Raw genomic sequence first — 15,774 nt, 5'->3', positions numbered from 1 at the left:
CGAAACGTTAGCCAAGCAGGAGTTTTGTTAAGCAGGTATTTCTGCCTCAATCGTACATTCAGGCTGACACATCGGTTCGGAATAATCTTCTACCCAATCCGAGAGATCCAGGCGCGCGAGTTCCGCAGTCTTCCAGATGTCGGCTTCAAAATGATCTTTGAGATCTCGTGCAAGAGAAGGATCGAGGGTAAACGCTGGCGACACGACTGGGGCGACGTAACGAGGTTTCAGCGTCCCGGCGAGATTTGGCTCTACACCCAGGAAGCTCTCAATCGACGCCAGCGTGGCACCTGGCCTATCCCACAATTGGTCGGCCCGATACACATGAACGCTATCCCGTGGAAAAAGGCGGTAAATGCGCGTCAGATGGCTCGAGTAATATCCGCGCTCTATGTACGAATAGATTCTATGAACACCATTGGGGCTTTCCGAAACCCGGCGTCTCCCGAAGGACGACACAGCCGCAGCAAATGACAAGGTCTCAGCTTTTCGTTCAATCTCCATGCGCCAATGCGACATCGCCCGGAAAAGAGGGTGCCGCAAGGCCAGAATGAGCTTGGCTTCAGGATTGTACCGGTGGATTCGTTCGATCGAGTTTGGCCAGTAAGAATAGATCGGCGTCGAGTCGCCGCGTATTGCCGGCTGGGACCAGTCGAAATAGCTGTGCAGCCGCGAGTGGTCTGGATTATCCCAATTTACGCCGACCTCGTCATCGAAGTGATGGATTTCCTTTACCGCGGGCAGGTCTATGCCAGGGTGCTGAGACAAGAACGTATGCAGGGCCGTGGTGCCGGCTTTTTGAGCCCCCACAATGAAGAAATCCAACAAATTGTCCCCGGTCTCCATGGGGGACCTGTAGAGCAGGGCTTGGTGTCTTTTCAAGTCCATGGTTTCGGCCGACCACTAGCGGGTTGACACTGACCTGGACATCATCGAGAGGGCTCCTCCTCCCACACCGGCACCGTGGACCTTGAGTGCCTTCAGGCGGCGGATGCGCAGGCCGAGCGCTTCCTTGCCGGTGGGCGCGAACGCCTCGATGTCGAGGCGGCCATGGTCGGCGCCGTTCTCGCAGCGCATGCGGAGCCTCGATCTCGGCGAGGAAAAGGCGGTCGAGCTATCGAAAATCATACAGCTGCAGATCGAAAAACGATCTGCGCCTGCACGCCAAGGCCGCTCGGGAATCGCTGAACTAGGACCTATTCACCGCGCTCTCGTCGAGCTCGGCTTCCAGACCGTCGTTCACCGGCTTGGGCGCGCTGCCGAGCGGCACGCCGTCGAAGCCCTGCAGCCAGGCTTCGGCATGGCGGCACAAGCTGTTTGCGTCGAGAGCTAATATCTTGCTCGTTTCCGTTCAAACCGCTGCCAAAACTCGTCGTAGTTTGTTGTGACAAGGTGGGAGATGGCGGCAAAGTTGTCGCGCGACATGTCGTCGACCAATTGCAAGAACTGACCCCAAATCGTGCTGGTCGCATGAACATGAGCGCGGTCCTCTGCGGCGAGCTCGCCGAAAAACAACTGCTCCGCCTCTCCACTCCATCGTTCGATTTCGCTGCGTAGGAAACCCATTGCCGGACCGCCTCCGTTGGCGAAACGACTGTTCTTGTTCACAATGTCAGTAGCCCGCGCTAGCTTGCGTGCGAGATCGAGAACGCGAAGAGGGTCGACGTCAGCCGCATTTGCGATCGAAAAGGCGCGATCTAGTAGTAGCCGGCTGTCAACCTGCGGGTTTGGACCTAGTTCGGCCCGCTCCATCTCTTTGACTGTTTCTTGAGAGACCAAGTTATTGGTGCGATCACGAACCAACGACAGGAACTGCCCCGGGCGATAGGCGTAGAACATCTGGCCGGTGTCAGCCAAAAATTCCTGCCTCAACTCAGGCCTCGGCCCGATCGTTTTGCCGGATTGCTCCAGCCACCAATCTTCCTTCCGGTCGTCTGTGACGAACAGTATCGGCACGTTTGCCGTCCGCGCTTTCTCTTTGAGCTCGGCCCAGATCAGATAGTCGCCCGGCCCCTTGTCCATGTAGCCGGGAGGGATTTTGCCCTGAATGCGGCGCTGGGCTTCTTTCACTCGCCTTTCGATTTCCTGTTGATCTGGCTCCGCGGCCACCTTGCCGTCGAAAAGATCGCTCACCGCGCCGAAAACCTCATCGATGTCGGGGAGGCTGGCCGTGGCAGCGTCAACATCCTTCGAAAGGCCTTCGAAAAACTCGTCGATTTTGTCCATAGCCGATCCCTCGGGCCAGGGGTCAAACCGAGTGAACCTCCGCACCAAATCGTCAATTTCGTTCTTTTTGCTGGCAAGATCTTCCTTCAGCTTGCGATATAAACCCCTGTTGTCGCTATCGGCCGAGCGCCAGCCGTTCTGGAATTCCTTAGCCGCCTGGTGAGGGAGCCACAGGCGATTACCGAAGGTTTTGAATGCGGCCAGCACCTCTGCCCGCTGCTTCGGCATAACCGAAATAGGTGCAGCAGGACGTTGTTGTCAGGTACGAGAAGACCGTCCGACCATAGCTTTTCGAACTCCTCAGGAGTCGGCTGGTAGTAGCCGGGAAATGTCTTTCGCATCGTAACCCCACGGCCTGCAGGCCATCCCCGGGGGCATTTTTAACTCAAGATTTGTGCGGAAGGAACAGCTTGAGCTCAACCGGCACGTCGGGAATGAGGCTCATGCCGATCCGATCGAACTCATGCGGATGGTCATGGCCGGCCGGTCAGATAGGTGTAGGCGCCGAGCAGCCAGCCGGCGGCAGTCACCACGCCGATGCCGATCCTGATCAGCCAGCGGCCGAGCGTGCCGGCGCCCTGTGCCTGGCTGCGCAGCGTCACGACATCGTCAGCGACGGACTGGATGGCTTCGGTCTTGTTCTTGACCGAGGACACATCCGCCTCGAGGTGTGTCGTGCGCATCACCACCTCGTCGAGACGCCTGTGAATGCTGGCCCGGCTCTCGTCGGCGCGCTCAAGCCGATCCTCGATCGCCTCAAGCTTTCCCAATAGAATTCCGAGCGTGCGCTCGACGCTTGTCTGCGACATGTCCCCGCCCGATGCGCTGCTAGGATTTCAGTTGGGCGCGCCGCTCGGCGCTGGCCCTGGTGTGCCGGTCGCATTCGCTCGGCGTGTAGAACTTTACGGCGCAGCCTGAGGCCATCGTCTCGTCGATCTTGTTCTGATCGGCGACCGTCTTGCCCTGCGCCCCAGCCAAGCTGTTACCGATGGCCGAGCGCAGCGCGGGAACACCGCTGACGCCTGAAGTCCCACAGCCCGCCAGCATCGTTGCAATCGCGAAAAGACCGGCTGGCCTCAATGCCCTTGTTGACCGCATCCTGGTTCTCCTTGTCGATCTGCGCGCGGACCTCGTCGGCGCCCTTGTGCTTGATGAGTTCGTAGATGCCGACCGCGGTGCCCGAGACGGCGAGCGCGATGACAGCCCAGGCGATGACGCCGGCGAGCAGCCTGTTGCCGCCGACGAGGCCGGCGATGAGTGTGATGGCGGCGCTCACAGGAACACCCACCACATCAGTCCGATGCCCGCCGCCACGCCGACCAGGAAGCCGGCGACGATGGGCAGCACCTGTTCGATCAGCGCCTCAAGGATCGGCTGCATCAGCGCCGCGCCCCGGTCTGGAACGCCTCGACGCCCTTGGCCTCGCCGTGACGCGAGATGAGCACCAGGGCGCCGGCGATGCCGGCAACGCCGGCGAGCCACACCCAGCCGGGAACGTCGCTGGCCATCGACGTCAGCGGCTCGACATAACCCTTGGCCGCGTCGAGATTGCCGAGGATGCCCTTGACGCCGGCCCCGACGGCGGCGGGAATGCCGACGATGTAGCCGCCCATCTTGGTCAGCCAGTTCGCCTTGACCTCCGGCACCTTGTCGCGCACGACCTCCGGCGCCGCATTGGCCCGCTCCGGCGCGATCGCGCGCGGCTTGGCCTTCTGCAGGGCAAGCAGCATGTCGTCGTCGATGCCGTCGCCGGCCGGCAGGGCATTGTCGGCGCGGAAGGCGCGGATGGCCGTCGCCGTCATCGTGCCGATCTTGCCGTCGACGGCGCCGACTTCGGTATAGCCGAGATCCTTCAGCTGCAGCTGCACGCGCGCGACGGTGGCCTTGTTAGGGATTGCGGCGCCCACGTGCTCCGGGGCAGGCGCGGCCGGCGCGGGCTGACGACGCCTTCAACTTGTCGAGCATCGCCTCGACCTTCTCCGGCGCCACCAGGGCCTTGTTCAAGCCGTCTCCGGCATAGTAGCTCTGGCCGCGCTTCAGCGTGCGCTTGGCTTTGCCGGTTCCGTTCACGGTCGACGTCAGCACCGGGAACGACGCCCATTCCTGTGCCAGTCCGAGACCGAAGGCCGTGCGCGACTTCGTGCCGGCCATGAACTCGGCGAAGCCGCGCTCCTTCAACAGCTCGTAGCCGAGCGCCATCTGCATCGGCCCGTCGAGCAGTTCCTTGCCGGTGAGGCCGAGCTTCTTCTTCAGGCGCAGCAAGGTGGCGCGCATGAACTGCAGAAAGCCGGCTGCCGAGCTGCCGAACGCCCTGGTCCAGCGGGGCCCGGCCGCGATCACCTCGTCGATCGTCATCGACGTCAGCGGCTTCGGCAGCTTGGCCTGGTTGTTGCCATACACGGCGTCGAAGCCGTGCGGCGCCTCGATGCTACCGATGAAGGCAAGCAGCATCGCCGCGCCCGAGGGAACGGTTTTGTCCATGAATAGAACCTCTTTGGTGGTTGTTTCGGCTGGGTTAGTTCGGGTAAGAAGATCGCTTCGTCCCGGGGTGGAACCATTAAGTGAATATTCAGCACAAGCTAATAGATGCTGCTACAGCGTCGCGGCGCCTTTATATCGCGCCTTTAGATGGCCTTCGTTTCGTGGCCTTCCTGGCTGTGTTTTTTCACCACATGTCCCAGTTTAAGGCCGTGGCTGTGCTGGATACGCTGCACAACTACGGCTGGGTCGGCGTCGAGCTCTTCTTCCTGATCTCGTCGTTCTTGTTCTTCCACCTGCTCGACGCTGAATATCTGAAAACCGGAACCATCAGCATCAGGCGCTTTTTCGTTCGCCGCTTGCTGCGCATCTATCCGCTGATGATCTTGTTCCCAATCGCGATGCTGGCCTATTACGGGAGCGCCGACGGTCTAGGCTACTATCGGCTTGCCGGGCTGGCGCTGTTTCTGGACAACGCCATCTCTTGGTTCGGGAGCTACAACAAGTCGATCCCTAACATCGCGCATCTGTGGACGCTGTCATTCGAGTTTCAGGTCTATCTGTTCATCCCGTTCGTCTTTCTTGCCTATCGAAAGTTCGGCAAGAAGGTCTTTCTCGGCGCTATGGCGGCAGTCCTGATCTACAGCTTCGCTGCCCGTGCAGTTTTTCAGGCCCTAAACCCCCCACAGTTCGTGGTCTGGGAAACGCCGTTCCTGCGACCTGAGAGTATCCTGATGGGAATGGCACTCTACATCGTCGGGCCGCGTTGGCATTGGGGCTACTCGTTTGCGGGCGCTGCCGTTGCCGGCTACGGCTTCCTGTCCCTGCAGCCGCCATGGATGTCGGCCACTGCTTCGGCTTTCAGCTACCCGCTGGCGGCGATCATGTTCGGCGGACTGGTCGATGCCGGGTTGCGGGCGCCGGTCCTTGCGGCACTCCTGTCGTCGGCGCCGATGCGCTTCCTCGGACGCATCTCCTACGGCCTCTACGTCTACCACTATCTTTGCATCGTCTCGGCGCCAGGCAGAATGATACACCAGATGGGCTGGACCACGATAAAGCCTGAAGAGAATGCAACCGACTATTGGGCGATGTGGGCGACCGCGCTTCTAATGACCATCGCCTTGGCAACGATCAGCTACTACGGGTTCGAAAAGTGGATCGCGCAATACAAGCGCCGATTTGAAGCAGTTGAAGGTCGATCAGCCTGACGCCTGTGGCTGTTCCCCATGGGCAAGTCGGTCCGCTTCGATCTGCGCTTGCCGTGCCCTGACATCCGGATCGGCCCGCTGCACCTCAGCCAGGCTCTGTATCAAGGCTGAAGCCCTTTGGGGAACATTGGGGAAGCCCATCTCAGCGCCCCCTCAATGGAAGAATGCCATGTCAGGGTGCCGCAGAGAGGGCGATGAAGATCAGAGGACCACCTCGGCGGGCCTTTACCATTACGCCGTATCCTACCATAAAGCCGCGCGCGCTCTGGCAGATATAGACACCGGGGCGACCCACCGGGATTCGCCTGTCTACTTCCTCCACTACCACGCGGTCGAGCTCTATCTGAAGGCTTTCCTTCGCTTGCATGGAGTGTCTGTCGCCGAACTTGCAGGCAAGAAGTTCGGCCACAGAACTGATCGGCTGAGCGGCCGGGCATCCACCCTCGGTCTGCTTCTAAACGGCGAAGATGTCGAGGTCCTAAGGTTCATGGCGGAGACCGATATCGTGATTCGATCGCGATACATCATCACCGGATATTTCACGATGCCGACCCTCAAGGCGATGGATCGGACCTGTCAAAGCCTGCGTGAATCGGTGGGTGATGCGATCCGGAAGAGCGGTACTTTCGTCCGAGGCTGATCACCGATCAGTTCAGATCAGGAACAAAGGCTGTAAAACTGGCTGTAAAACCGGTCGAGGACGAGAAAGAGAAGATTGCCCTCAAACCCTTTCGTTGCAGGCTGGAGCGGGTAGCGGGAATCGAACCCGCGCGTTCAGCTTGGGAAGCTGACAAGCTACCATTACATCATACCCGCTTCGGCCACCTCGTTAACATGAGGCCCGGGCTGCAAGCAATCGGCAAAGCGGAACCGCGGCTCCATTGCTTGATGCCTTTCCGCGGAATGCGTATCTCTGATGTCGTCCCGCCCGAATCGGGCAGCTCGAACCGGAGAATGGCCTTGTCCGCACTGACGCGCTTTCTCGGCGACACGCCGCTCAGGGTATTCCTGAAGCTGCTCGTGGTCTCCTTCCTCGTCGGCCTCGTCATGCATGCTTTCGGCTGGTCGCCGATGGACGTCTTTTACGGCATCCGCCAGTTCTTCGTCGATTTGTGGAATCTCGGCTTCCACGCCATCGACCGCTTCCTGGGCTATATCCTGCTCGGCGCCGCGATCGTTGTGCCGGTGTTCATCCTGCTCAGGATCGCCAGCTACAGGAAATAGCTCGGCGCGGCCTCACGCATATCGCGACGCCACCTCGAACAGGATAGCGTGGCGCGCGGCCAGCGCCGGCACGTCGGTCGAGTAACCGCCGCCGATGACGCCGCACAGCGGCACGCCCTGCTTGCGAAAATGGCCGATGACCATGTCCTCGCGGGCGCTGAGACCGTCGTCGGTGAGCGCCAGCCGGCCGAGCCTGTCCTCGGCATGGACATCCACGCCGGCATTGTAGAAGACGATGTCCCAGCGCCTTTGCCCGGAGAGTTCCGGCAGGATGGCGGCGAGCCGTTCGAGATAGGCGTCGTCGCCTGTCCCGTCCGGCAAGGCGACGTCGACGTCGGAGGCGATCTTTCGCACCGGGTAGTTGCGCTCGCCATGCATGGAAAAGGTGAAGGCGCGAGGCTCGTCCTTGAGAATGTCGGCCGTGCCGTCGCCCTGATGCACGTCGAGATCGACGACCAGCACGTTTTCGACGGCGCCTTCGGCCAGCAGCGCCAGCGCGGCGACGGCGACATCGTTGAAGGTGCAGAAGCCAGCGCCTTGCGCGCGCCTGGCATGATGGCTGCCGCCGGCGGCGTTGCAGGCAATGCCATGTTTAAGCGCCAGCCTGGCAGCCAACACCGTACCCGCGGTGGCGAGCTGCGCTCTCAGCGACACGCGCGGGCCGATCGGAAAGCCGATCTCGCGCTCTATTTTCGCCGGTACCTGGCAGGCGATCACCTGATCGACATAGTCGGACGCGTGCGCCAGCTTCAGGCGTGCGGCCGGCGCCGGTTCCGGCATCGAAAGCGCGCCGTGCACGGCTAGACCGCGTAAGCGCAAAGTCTCCATCAGCAGAGGATACTTGCTCATCGGAAAGCGGTGATTGACGGCGAAGCCGGCGTCATAGTCGGGGTGATGGACGATCTGCAGCGGCATGAATTGGGGGCTGCGCCAGGTTTGCAATTCGGTTGGCAGTCCGGCGGATATGGTTGCGTGATGCCGGCAAACTGGGGCACATCGGGTCCTCGATCAAGCCGCAATCGGACAGGCAGCAATCCCTTGGACGCGACTCAAGCCAACGCCAGGTCTTTCGCCGTCACCAACCGCTCGGTGCTGGCGATCGCCGTGCCGATGACGCTTGCCTATCTGACGACGCCGCTGCTTGGCATCGTCGACACCGCGGTGGTCGGCCAGTTCGGCGATGCGGCCCTGCTCGGCGGCCTGGCGGCGGGGTCGCTGGTGTTCGACGTCGTCTTCACCACCTTCAACTTCCTGCGTTCGGGCACCACCGGCCTCGTCGCCCAGGCCTTCGGGCGCGGCGATGCGCTGGAGGAGCAGGCGGTGCTGTGGCGCGCCGTGCTGATCGCGGTCGTCGCGGGCGTCGTGCTTGCCGCCCTTGCGCCGCTCTTTGCCGTCGCCGGCCAATGGTTCATGGGCGCCGAACCGCGTGTCAGCGAAGCGATGTCGGTCTATATCCGCATCAGGCTGCTCGCCGCGCCCTTCTCGCTGATCAACTACGCCATACTGGGCTACGTGCTGGGGCGAGGCGAGGGCGGGCTCGGGCTGATGCTGCAGGCGGTGCTCAACGGCATCAACATCTTGCTCTGCTTCCTGCTCGGTCTCGAGCTCGGCTGGGGCGTTGCCGGCGTCGCCTGGGCGACCGTCACCGGCGAATTCCTGGCCCTGCTGCTTGGCCTTGCCATCGTGCTCAGTCGCTTCCGCAGGCTGGAGCGGCCGTCGCGCCGCCGCATCCTCGATTTGCCAGCCCTACCGGCGCATGCTGTCGCTCAACCGCGACATCATGATCCGCTCCTTCTCGCTGCTTGCCGCCTTCGCGCTGTTCACCAGGCAGGGCGCGCAGTTCGGCACGGTGACGCTCGCCGCCAACGCCGTGCTGATGAATTTCTTCCTCATCGCCGGCTATTTCCTCGACGGCTTCGCCACCGCCGCCGAGCAGCTTGCCGGCCGAGCCATCGGCGCGCATGCGCCCGCCCCGTTCCGGCAGGCAGTCCGGCTGACGCTGATCTGGGGCTTTGGCCTCGCCGGTATCGCCACGCTCATCCTGCTGACCGCCGGCGCCAGTCTGGTGGCGCTCGTGACGACCTCGATGGATGTTCGCGCGGTCGCCGACACCTATCTTCCCTGGGCCGCCTTCACGGCGCTGAGCGGCGTGCTGGCCTTCCAGATGGACGGTGTCTTCATCGGCGCCACCTGGTCACGCGACATGCGTAACATGATGTTGTTGTCGTTCCTCATCTTCAGCGCTGCGCTCATCACCCTAGCGCCGGCACTCGGCAACAGCGGCCTGTGGGCATCGCTGCATGTTTTCCTGCTGGTGCGCGGCTTGAGCCTGCTGACGGTGCTCAGGCTCAGGGTGAAGACAGCTTTCAGCTGATCGGTTTTGAAGCCCAGCGCTCGCAAGCCGAGTCGCGCAGGTCCCTGATCGACCCAAGCCGCTCGCGTTCCATGAACCGCGCCATGCCGGCGACGATGCGCCCGGGCAGCGCCGGCCCGGCATAGATCATGCCGGTGTAAAGCTGGACGAGATCCGCGCCGGCGCGGATTTTCTCCAGCGCCGTTTCGGTGGAATCCACGCCGCCCACGCCGATGATGGCAATGCTTGGGCCGAGCAGCTTGCGCATGCGGGCGAGCACGGCGGTGGAACGCTCGAACAGCGGCTTGCCCGAAAGGCCGCCGGCTTCGCCTGCCACGGTCGTGCTCCGCAATCCTGTCCTTGCAAGCGTCGTGTTGGAGACGATGACGCCGTCGATCTTCTTCTCGGCGATCTCGGCGGCGATGTCTTCCAGCTCCGCCTCGACGAGATCCGGCGCGATCTTGAGGAAGACCGGCGGCTGCGCGGGGGCCGCGGCACGTGCTTTCATCACACGTGACAACAGCTCGCCGAGCTGCTCGCGCGCCTGCATATTGCGCAGGCCCGGCGTGTTGGGCGAGGAGATGTTGACCGTCAGATAGCTCGCATAGGGCGCGAAGCGGGCGACGCCGCGCTCATAATCGGCGATGCGGTCGGCGTTGTCCTTGTTGGCGCCGATGTTGACGCCGACGATGCCTGGCCGCCCCTTGCGCGCGGCAAGGCGCTTTTCGGCGGCCGCGTGGCCTTCATTGTTGAAGCCCAGCCGGTTGATCACCGCCTCGTCCGCCGTCAGCCGGAAGATGCGCGGCTTCGTATTGCCGGCTTGCGGCAGCGGCGTGATGGTGCCGACCTCGGCGAAGCCGAAGCCAAGCCCAAGCAGCGCGTCCGGCACTTCGGCGTTCTTGTCGTAGCCGGCGGCCATGCCGAGCGGGTTTGGAAAGTCGAGGCCGCAAAGGCTGATCTTGAGCCGCGCGTCATGCGTCGGGCGCCGCGGCGCCGTCGCGCCGACTGGCAGCCCGCAGCGCAGCGCCGCGATCGACAGGCCATGCGCGGTTTCCGGATCGAAGGAGAAAAGCAGCTTTTGGCCGATCCGGTCGAGCACGCTCATTCGCCCTCCAGCGTCGGGAATTCGTGGCCGCCGGCGCCGAGCGGCAGCGGTTTCACCCAGAGAACCGCATCAAGGTCGAGCTCGGCGTAGAGATGCGGGAACAGGGCGCCGCCGCGCGAGACCTCGTATTTCAGCGCATCACCCAGCCTTGCCGCGTCGATCGCGATCAGCAGCAGGTCCGTCTGCCCCGCGAAATGCTTGGCCGCCGTCTCGCGAACCTGGCCGGCGGTGGAGAAATGGATGAAGCCGTCGGCGATGTCGATCGGCGCGCCGGCGAAGCGCCCGTTCCTCTCGGCTTCGCGCCAAAGCGCCTCGGGCGCGATCTTGTAGATAATCTGAGACATTGTCGCGCTATAGTCCGAACCGAAGGTGCGGGGAAGGCTCGAAGCTCGACTCTCCCCATTTCCGGCGCAAACCTGTGATAGCCCGCCTTCACTGGCTCATGGAGGAACAACATGCGTCTGCAGCACATCGTGATCCCCGCGGCGCTTTGCTCGCTGGTTGCCGCTTCCGCCTATTCCGAGGAGACCGACCATTACCGTCTGGAGAAGTCGGCCAACGGCTATGTCCGCATGGACACAAGGACCGGCGCCATGTCGATCTGCGAAGAGCGCGCCGGCCAGCTCGTCTGCAAGATGGCCGCCGACGAGCGGGCCGCCTACCAGGACGAGATCGACCGGCTGGACAATTCGCTCAAGGCGCTCGACGCGCGCGTCGCCAAGCTCGAGAATTCGCTGTCTGCCCGGCTGGAATCGCAACTGCCCAGCGAAGAGGATTTCAACAAGACGATGGGCTACATGGAGCGCTTCTTCCGGACCTTCAAGGACATCGTCAAGGACCTGGACAAGGAAGATGGCGACGGCAAGCTGAACCAGCAGAAGACCTGATTGCAAGCCGCCTTGGGGAAAACCCCGCACGCGGCCTTTGCCGCTTGAAAACGCGCCGCGCCGCCGCATAATCATTCCGGTCCCCGCAAGAACACAATGATGATGGGATCGGGGGAGGAATATTTGCCGTCGGGCCACACTTTCGTCATTGCCGACGACCATCCGCTTTTTCGCGGCGCGCTGAAGGAGGCGCTTGCCGGCATCGGCGACGTTGCCGCCATCCATGAAGCCGGCGATTTCGAAAGCGCCAAGGCGCTGGTACTGGCCAACGAGGATGTCGACATGGTGCTGCTCGACCTGTCGATGCCGGGCGCCAGCGGCCTCTCCGGCCTGATCTCGCTGCGAGGCATCCATCCGGCGGTGCCGCTGGTGGTGGTCTCGGCGCATGACGATCCCGTCACCATCCGCCGCGCGCTCGATCTCGGCGCTTCCGGCTTCATCTCCAAATCGGCCAGCATGGAAGAGATCCGCGCCGCCGTGCAGGCGGTGCTTGCCGGCGATATCGCGGCACCCGCCGGCATAGAGCTCGGCGTCGAGCGTGACCCGGAAATCTCCGATCTGATCAAGCGCCTGCAGGCGCTGACGCCGCAGCAGACGCGCGTGCTCGGCATGTTGGCGGAGGGCCTCCTCAACAAGCAGATCGCCTATGAGCTCGGCGTCTCCGAGGCCACCATCAAGGCGCATGTCTCGGCCATCCTGCAGAAGCTGGGCGTCGACAGCCGCACCCAAGTGGTCATCCAGCTGTCGAAGATCGGCGGCGACCCGCTGCAGCCGGTCGGCTGATCACTCCGCCGCCGGCGCCAGCGGCCTGACGCGCCCCATCATCGAGCGCAACACGGCCGGCTTCAGCGGCTTGTTGATCACCGGAATGTCGAGCCGGCCGGCAGCCGCGCGCACCTCGCTGGAGCGGTCGGCAGTGACCAGCACGCAGGTAAGGTCCTGCCCATAGGCGGCGCGCAGCGCGGCGATCGCATCGAGCCCGGTGCCGCCGTCGAGGTGATAGTCGGCCAGCACGAGGTCCGGCTTTGGCGCGCCGGGCTTCAGGAGATCGCCTGATCCCGAAGCCGTCTCGACGCGGCATCCCCAGCCTTCCAGCAGCAGCCGCATGCCGTCGAGGATCCGCGCGTCATTGTCGATGCACAGCACGTTGAGCCCGGCAAGCGTCGAGGCGGAGCGGGACGGCGCCTTGCCGGCCTCGCGCGGCGGCGCCGCGACCGCCGCGACCGGCAGGATGACGGAAAAGCGCGTGCCCTTGGCGGGGGTGGAGTAGATGCGGATCTCGAGCCGCAGCACCCTGGCGATGCGGTCGACGATGGATAACCCCAAGCCAAGACCTTCGGCCTCGCGCACGCCCTCGTCGAGGCGCGTGAACTCATGGAAGACGGTGTTGAGCTTGTCGCCGGCAATGCCGATGCCGGTGTCGATCACCTGGATCTCCGCCAGTTCGCCGCGCCGCCGCACGCCGACCAGGATGCGGCCCTGGCGCGTGTATTTGATGGCGTTGGAAACGAGGTTCTGGATCAGCCTGCGCAAAAGGTTCCGGTCGGTCATGACGCCGAGGGACGACGGCACAATCTTCAGATGAAGCTTCTTTTCGGCGGCGAGCGGGCGAAAATCGGTGCCGATCTGGCCAAGCAGTCCGCCCAGGGTAAAAGCGGTATTGTCGGGCTTCATGGCGCCGGCGTCGAGCCGCGAGATGTCGAGCACCGCGCCGAGGATGGTCTCGACCGATTCCAGCGAGGACTCGATGTTCATCGCGGCCTTGCCGGCAGGTCCCTTGCCTGCCTTCTCGATCAGCGACGAGCAATAGAGCCGGGCGGCGTTCAGCGGCTGCAGGATGTCATGGCCGGCGGCGGCGAGGAAGCGCGTCTTGCCGAGGTTTGCCTCCTCGGCCAACATCTGCGCCTGCGCCAGTTCCTCGTTGACGCGGGTGAGCTCGACGGTGCGGGTCTTGACCCGCTGCTCCAACGATTCATTGGCCCGCTTCAGCGCCAGGTCCTGTTCGACGCGGCCTGAAATGTCGGCATAGGTGGCGACGATGCCGCCGTCGGGCATCGGGTTGGAGCGCAGCTCCAGGATGCGGCCGCTGGTCTTCAGCTCCATCTGCCACGGGCCGGCGAAGCTGGTCAGCCGGTTGAGCATCGTCACCCGCTGGTCGGCGGGAATGTCGCCGCGCTCGGCGAGATGATGAAGGATCCGGTCGAGCGAGACCCCGACCTGGCCCATCTCGTCTGGCAGGTCGAACAGCAGCCGGTATTGCCGGTTCCAGCAGATCAGTCGGAAATCGCGATCGAAGACGGTGATGCCTTGCTCCATCTGGTCGAGCGCGATCTGTAGCAGGTCGCGATTGTGCTGCAGCGCCTCGGTGGCGTCGTCGAGCAGCTTGAAGGCATCCTTGGAGTCGCGATCGTTGCGGCGAAAGAGCAGCGACAAGATCAGCCGCGCCGAGGAGGAGCCGACGGCGCTCGCCAGCAGTTGCTCCGAAAAGCGGATGACATCCATGCTGGCCTGCTCGGTGCCGTGCAGGGAGACCTTCGCGTCCCTCTCGAAGGATTGGAACGAGCGCTCCGTGCGCTCGACGCCGAGATAGCGCGAGATCGTGTCCTTCAGGTCGTTGACGGTGACGGCGGTGCGGAAGCGTCTGAGGCTGGGCATCGGGCCGGCCTCGCGCGGCACGAAGAGCGCCGCCTGGATGCGCTCCAGCGGCACGGATGCGCGCGAGAGGGAGCCCAGGACGAAAAACAGCGCATTGACCGAGAGGCTCCACAGCACGCCGTGATTCAGCGGCTCGCCGACGGTGCCGAACAGCGCCTGCGGCCTCAGCGCCTCGAAGCCGAACAGGCCATGGACGACGACGTCGGATTCTGTGCCGACAAGTGAAGGAAGGAGCAGCGTATAACCCCAGACGGCTATGCCGGCGACCATGCCGAGGGCTGCGCCCCGGCCGTTGGCGCGGCGCCAGATCAGCCCGCCGATCAACGCCGGCGCGAATTGGGCAATCGCGGCAAACGACATCAGGCCGATCGAGGATAGCCGCGCGCTATTGGTGCTCTCGCGATAATAGAGGAAGGCGATGAACAGCATGATGAAGATCGAGGCGCGGCGCACATTGAGGATCAGCGTCGACCAGTCCTCGTTCTCCGAAGAACTCGTCTTGAGCACGCGGCGCACGAACAGCGGGATGACGAGATCGTTGGAGATCATGATCGACAGCGCGACGCTCTCGACGATCACCATGGCGGTCGCCGCCGACAGTCCGCCGACGAAGGCGGCCATGGCCAGCACGTCATGGCCGCTGAACAGCGGCAGCGACAAGACATAGAGGTCGCTGCTGGTCTTGCCGCCGACCAGCGACAGGCCGGCAAAGGCGATCGGCAGCACGAAGACATTGATGGCCACGAGATAGAGCGGGAACACCCAGGTCGCGGTGCGCAGCTCCGCCTCGCTGCGGTTCTCGACGATGGTGACGTAGAACTGCCGCGGCAGCATCAGCACGGCAAAGCCGCTCAGGCCGGTCAGCACCAGCCAGGTGGCGAGCGAGGTGCTGTAGCTCATCGCCTGGCGCACCTGGCTGTTTCCGGCAAGCCTGGCGAACATGTCGCCGGGCCCGCCGAAGATCAGGAACGTCACCATCAGGCCGATGGCGAGGAAGGCGGCGAGCTTGACCACGGTTTCGACCGCCACTGCCAGAACCAGCCCGTCCTGGTGTTCAGTGGCGTCGGCATGGCGTGTGCCGAACAGCACCGCGAACAGCGCCAGCAACATCGCGACCACAAGTGAGATATCGCTGACGAACGGATCGAAAGAAGGCGGCGAGCCGGTATAGTGCTCGACCATCAGGCTGACGGAGCCGGAGATCGCCTTGAGCTGCAGCGCGATGTAGGGCACCGCGCCAATGGTGGCGATCAGCGTCGCGATCGCCGCGACGGTGAAGCTCTTGCCGTAGCGGGCGCCGAGGAAGTCGGCGATCGAGGTGATCTTCTCGCTTTTTGCCAGCCGGATCATGCGGTTGAGCAGCGGGAAGCCGAACACGAAGACCAGCACCGGGCCGGTATAGATGCCGAGGAATTCGAGGCCGCGCTCGGAGGACAGCCCGACCGAACCGAAGAAGGTCCAGGAGGTGCAGTAGATGGCGAGGCTGAGCGCATAGATGAAGGGCCGTGCCCGTCCGAGCCCGGCTGCCACCGAGCGCCGGTCGCCGACGCTGGCGATGGCGAAAAGCAGCGTCACATAGGCGATCGCGATGATGACGACGAACCAGCCTTGCACGGTCCGCACTTCCTCCTAGAG

18 protein-coding genes, 1 tRNA gene and 1 pseudogene are annotated in these 15,774 nt (G+C 63.3%); 6 read left to right on the top strand and 14 right to left on the bottom strand.

Features of this window, described 5'->3' with window-relative positions; translation table 11 throughout:
• Positions 1-27 precede the first annotated feature (27 nt).
• The 9 genes from LB553_RS10570 to LB553_RS10535 form a co-directional block, all read right to left on the bottom strand.
• The gene (locus tag LB553_RS10570) at positions 28-825 is read right to left on the bottom strand and encodes a sulfotransferase family protein (RefSeq protein ID WP_224512950.1); all 798 of its coding nucleotides are present in this window, start codon (positions 823-825) and stop codon (positions 28-30) included.
• Between the two features lie 78 nt (positions 826-903).
• Positions 904-1,077, bottom strand: coding sequence for a hypothetical protein (locus LB553_RS10565; protein WP_224512948.1), 174 nt, complete (start codon positions 1,075-1,077; stop codon positions 904-906).
• Between the two features lie 112 nt (positions 1,078-1,189).
• A complete protein-coding gene (locus tag LB553_RS30500) occupies positions 1,190-1,312 on the bottom strand; it encodes a hypothetical protein (protein WP_263483998.1) in 123 nt (40 codons plus the stop codon).
• A gap of 17 nt (positions 1,313-1,329) precedes the next feature.
• Positions 1,330-2,454 carry a PIN-like domain-containing protein gene (locus LB553_RS10560; RefSeq protein ID WP_224512946.1) on the bottom strand — a complete coding sequence of 375 codons (1,125 nt, stop codon included), beginning with the start codon at positions 2,452-2,454 and terminating at the stop codon, positions 1,330-1,332.
• A gap of 245 nt (positions 2,455-2,699) precedes the next feature.
• Positions 2,700-3,035 (bottom strand): DUF1515 family protein, encoded by a 336-nt coding sequence (locus tag LB553_RS10555; RefSeq protein ID WP_224512944.1) that lies wholly within the window; start codon positions 3,033-3,035, stop codon positions 2,700-2,702.
• 19 nt (positions 3,036-3,054) lie between these two features.
• Positions 3,055-3,204, bottom strand: coding sequence for a hypothetical protein (locus LB553_RS10550; RefSeq protein WP_224512942.1), 150 nt, complete (start codon positions 3,202-3,204; stop codon positions 3,055-3,057).
• Positions 3,205-3,208: 4 nt separating this feature from the next.
• Positions 3,209-3,502: a hypothetical protein gene (locus LB553_RS10545; protein ID WP_224512940.1), complete on the bottom strand. Its 294-nt coding sequence runs from the start codon at positions 3,500-3,502 to the stop codon at positions 3,209-3,211.
• A 103-nt stretch (positions 3,503-3,605) separates the two neighbouring features.
• The gene (locus LB553_RS10540; RefSeq protein WP_224512938.1) at positions 3,606-4,133 is read right to left on the bottom strand and encodes a peptidoglycan-binding domain-containing protein; all 528 of its coding nucleotides are present in this window, start codon (positions 4,131-4,133) and stop codon (positions 3,606-3,608) included.
• On the bottom strand, positions 4,114-4,707 hold the full coding sequence (locus LB553_RS10535) for a hypothetical protein (protein WP_224512936.1): 594 nt from the start codon (positions 4,705-4,707) through the stop codon (positions 4,114-4,116). The genes LB553_RS10540 and LB553_RS10535 overlap by 20 nt, the downstream gene beginning before the upstream one ends.
• A gap of 80 nt (positions 4,708-4,787) precedes the next feature.
• Between LB553_RS10535 and LB553_RS10530 the strand changes: the two genes are divergently transcribed.
• Complete coding sequence (locus LB553_RS10530) at positions 4,788-5,915, top strand: acyltransferase family protein (protein WP_140843987.1); 1,128 nt, start codon at positions 4,788-4,790, stop codon at positions 5,913-5,915.
• A 169-nt stretch (positions 5,916-6,084) separates the two neighbouring features.
• Positions 6,085-6,555, top strand: a complete 471-nt coding sequence (locus LB553_RS10525) for a HEPN domain-containing protein (protein WP_224512933.1) — start codon at positions 6,085-6,087, stop codon at positions 6,553-6,555.
• Positions 6,556-6,657: 102 nt separating this feature from the next.
• Here the strand turns inward: LB553_RS10525 and LB553_RS10520 are convergent.
• Positions 6,658-6,731 (bottom strand) — tRNA-Gly (locus LB553_RS10520).
• Positions 6,732-6,869: 138 nt separating this feature from the next.
• Here LB553_RS10520 and LB553_RS10515 point away from each other — a divergent pair.
• Complete coding sequence (locus LB553_RS10515; RefSeq protein ID WP_181166832.1) at positions 6,870-7,139, top strand: DUF6460 domain-containing protein; 270 nt, start codon at positions 6,870-6,872, stop codon at positions 7,137-7,139.
• Between the two features lie 12 nt (positions 7,140-7,151).
• On the opposite strand, the gene LB553_RS10510 is transcribed toward LB553_RS10515, so the two are convergent.
• Complete coding sequence (locus LB553_RS10510) at positions 7,152-8,054, bottom strand: histone deacetylase (protein WP_224512931.1); 903 nt, start codon at positions 8,052-8,054, stop codon at positions 7,152-7,154.
• A 195-nt stretch (positions 8,055-8,249) separates the two neighbouring features.
• Between LB553_RS10510 and LB553_RS10505 the strand changes: the two are divergent.
• Positions 8,250-9,513: pseudogene (locus tag LB553_RS10505) on the top strand (MATE family efflux transporter).
• Here the strand turns inward: LB553_RS10505 and LB553_RS10500 are convergent.
• Positions 9,506-10,597, bottom strand: coding sequence for a quinone-dependent dihydroorotate dehydrogenase (locus LB553_RS10500; protein WP_224512929.1), 1,092 nt, complete (start codon positions 10,595-10,597; stop codon positions 9,506-9,508). The pseudogene LB553_RS10505 and the gene LB553_RS10500 sit on opposite strands and share 8 nt — an antisense overlap.
• Positions 10,594-10,941: a DUF952 domain-containing protein gene (locus LB553_RS10495; RefSeq protein ID WP_224512927.1), complete on the bottom strand. Its 348-nt coding sequence runs from the start codon at positions 10,939-10,941 to the stop codon at positions 10,594-10,596. The genes LB553_RS10500 and LB553_RS10495 overlap by 4 nt, the downstream gene beginning before the upstream one ends.
• Before the next feature lie 111 nt (positions 10,942-11,052).
• Here LB553_RS10495 and LB553_RS10490 point away from each other — a divergent pair, with 111 nt between their 5' ends.
• Complete coding sequence (locus tag LB553_RS10490; protein WP_140843995.1) at positions 11,053-11,484, top strand: hypothetical protein; 432 nt, start codon at positions 11,053-11,055, stop codon at positions 11,482-11,484.
• Between the two features lie 123 nt (positions 11,485-11,607).
• Positions 11,608-12,267 (top strand): response regulator transcription factor, encoded by a 660-nt coding sequence (locus LB553_RS10485; RefSeq protein WP_224513040.1) that lies wholly within the window; start codon positions 11,608-11,610, stop codon positions 12,265-12,267.
• Here the strand turns inward: LB553_RS10485 and LB553_RS10480 are convergent, their stop codons facing one another.
• Positions 12,268-15,753, bottom strand: a complete 3,486-nt coding sequence (locus tag LB553_RS10480; RefSeq protein WP_224512925.1) for a PAS-domain containing protein — start codon at positions 15,751-15,753, stop codon at positions 12,268-12,270.
• Between the last annotated feature and the right edge of the window lie 21 nt (positions 15,754-15,774).

It is taken from the genome of Mesorhizobium sp. CA8 (genome assembly GCF_020164955.1).
In the GTDB taxonomy this organism is placed as follows: domain Bacteria; phylum Pseudomonadota; class Alphaproteobacteria; order Rhizobiales; family Rhizobiaceae; genus Mesorhizobium.
This window is presented reverse-complemented; position numbering and strand designations above follow the sequence as displayed.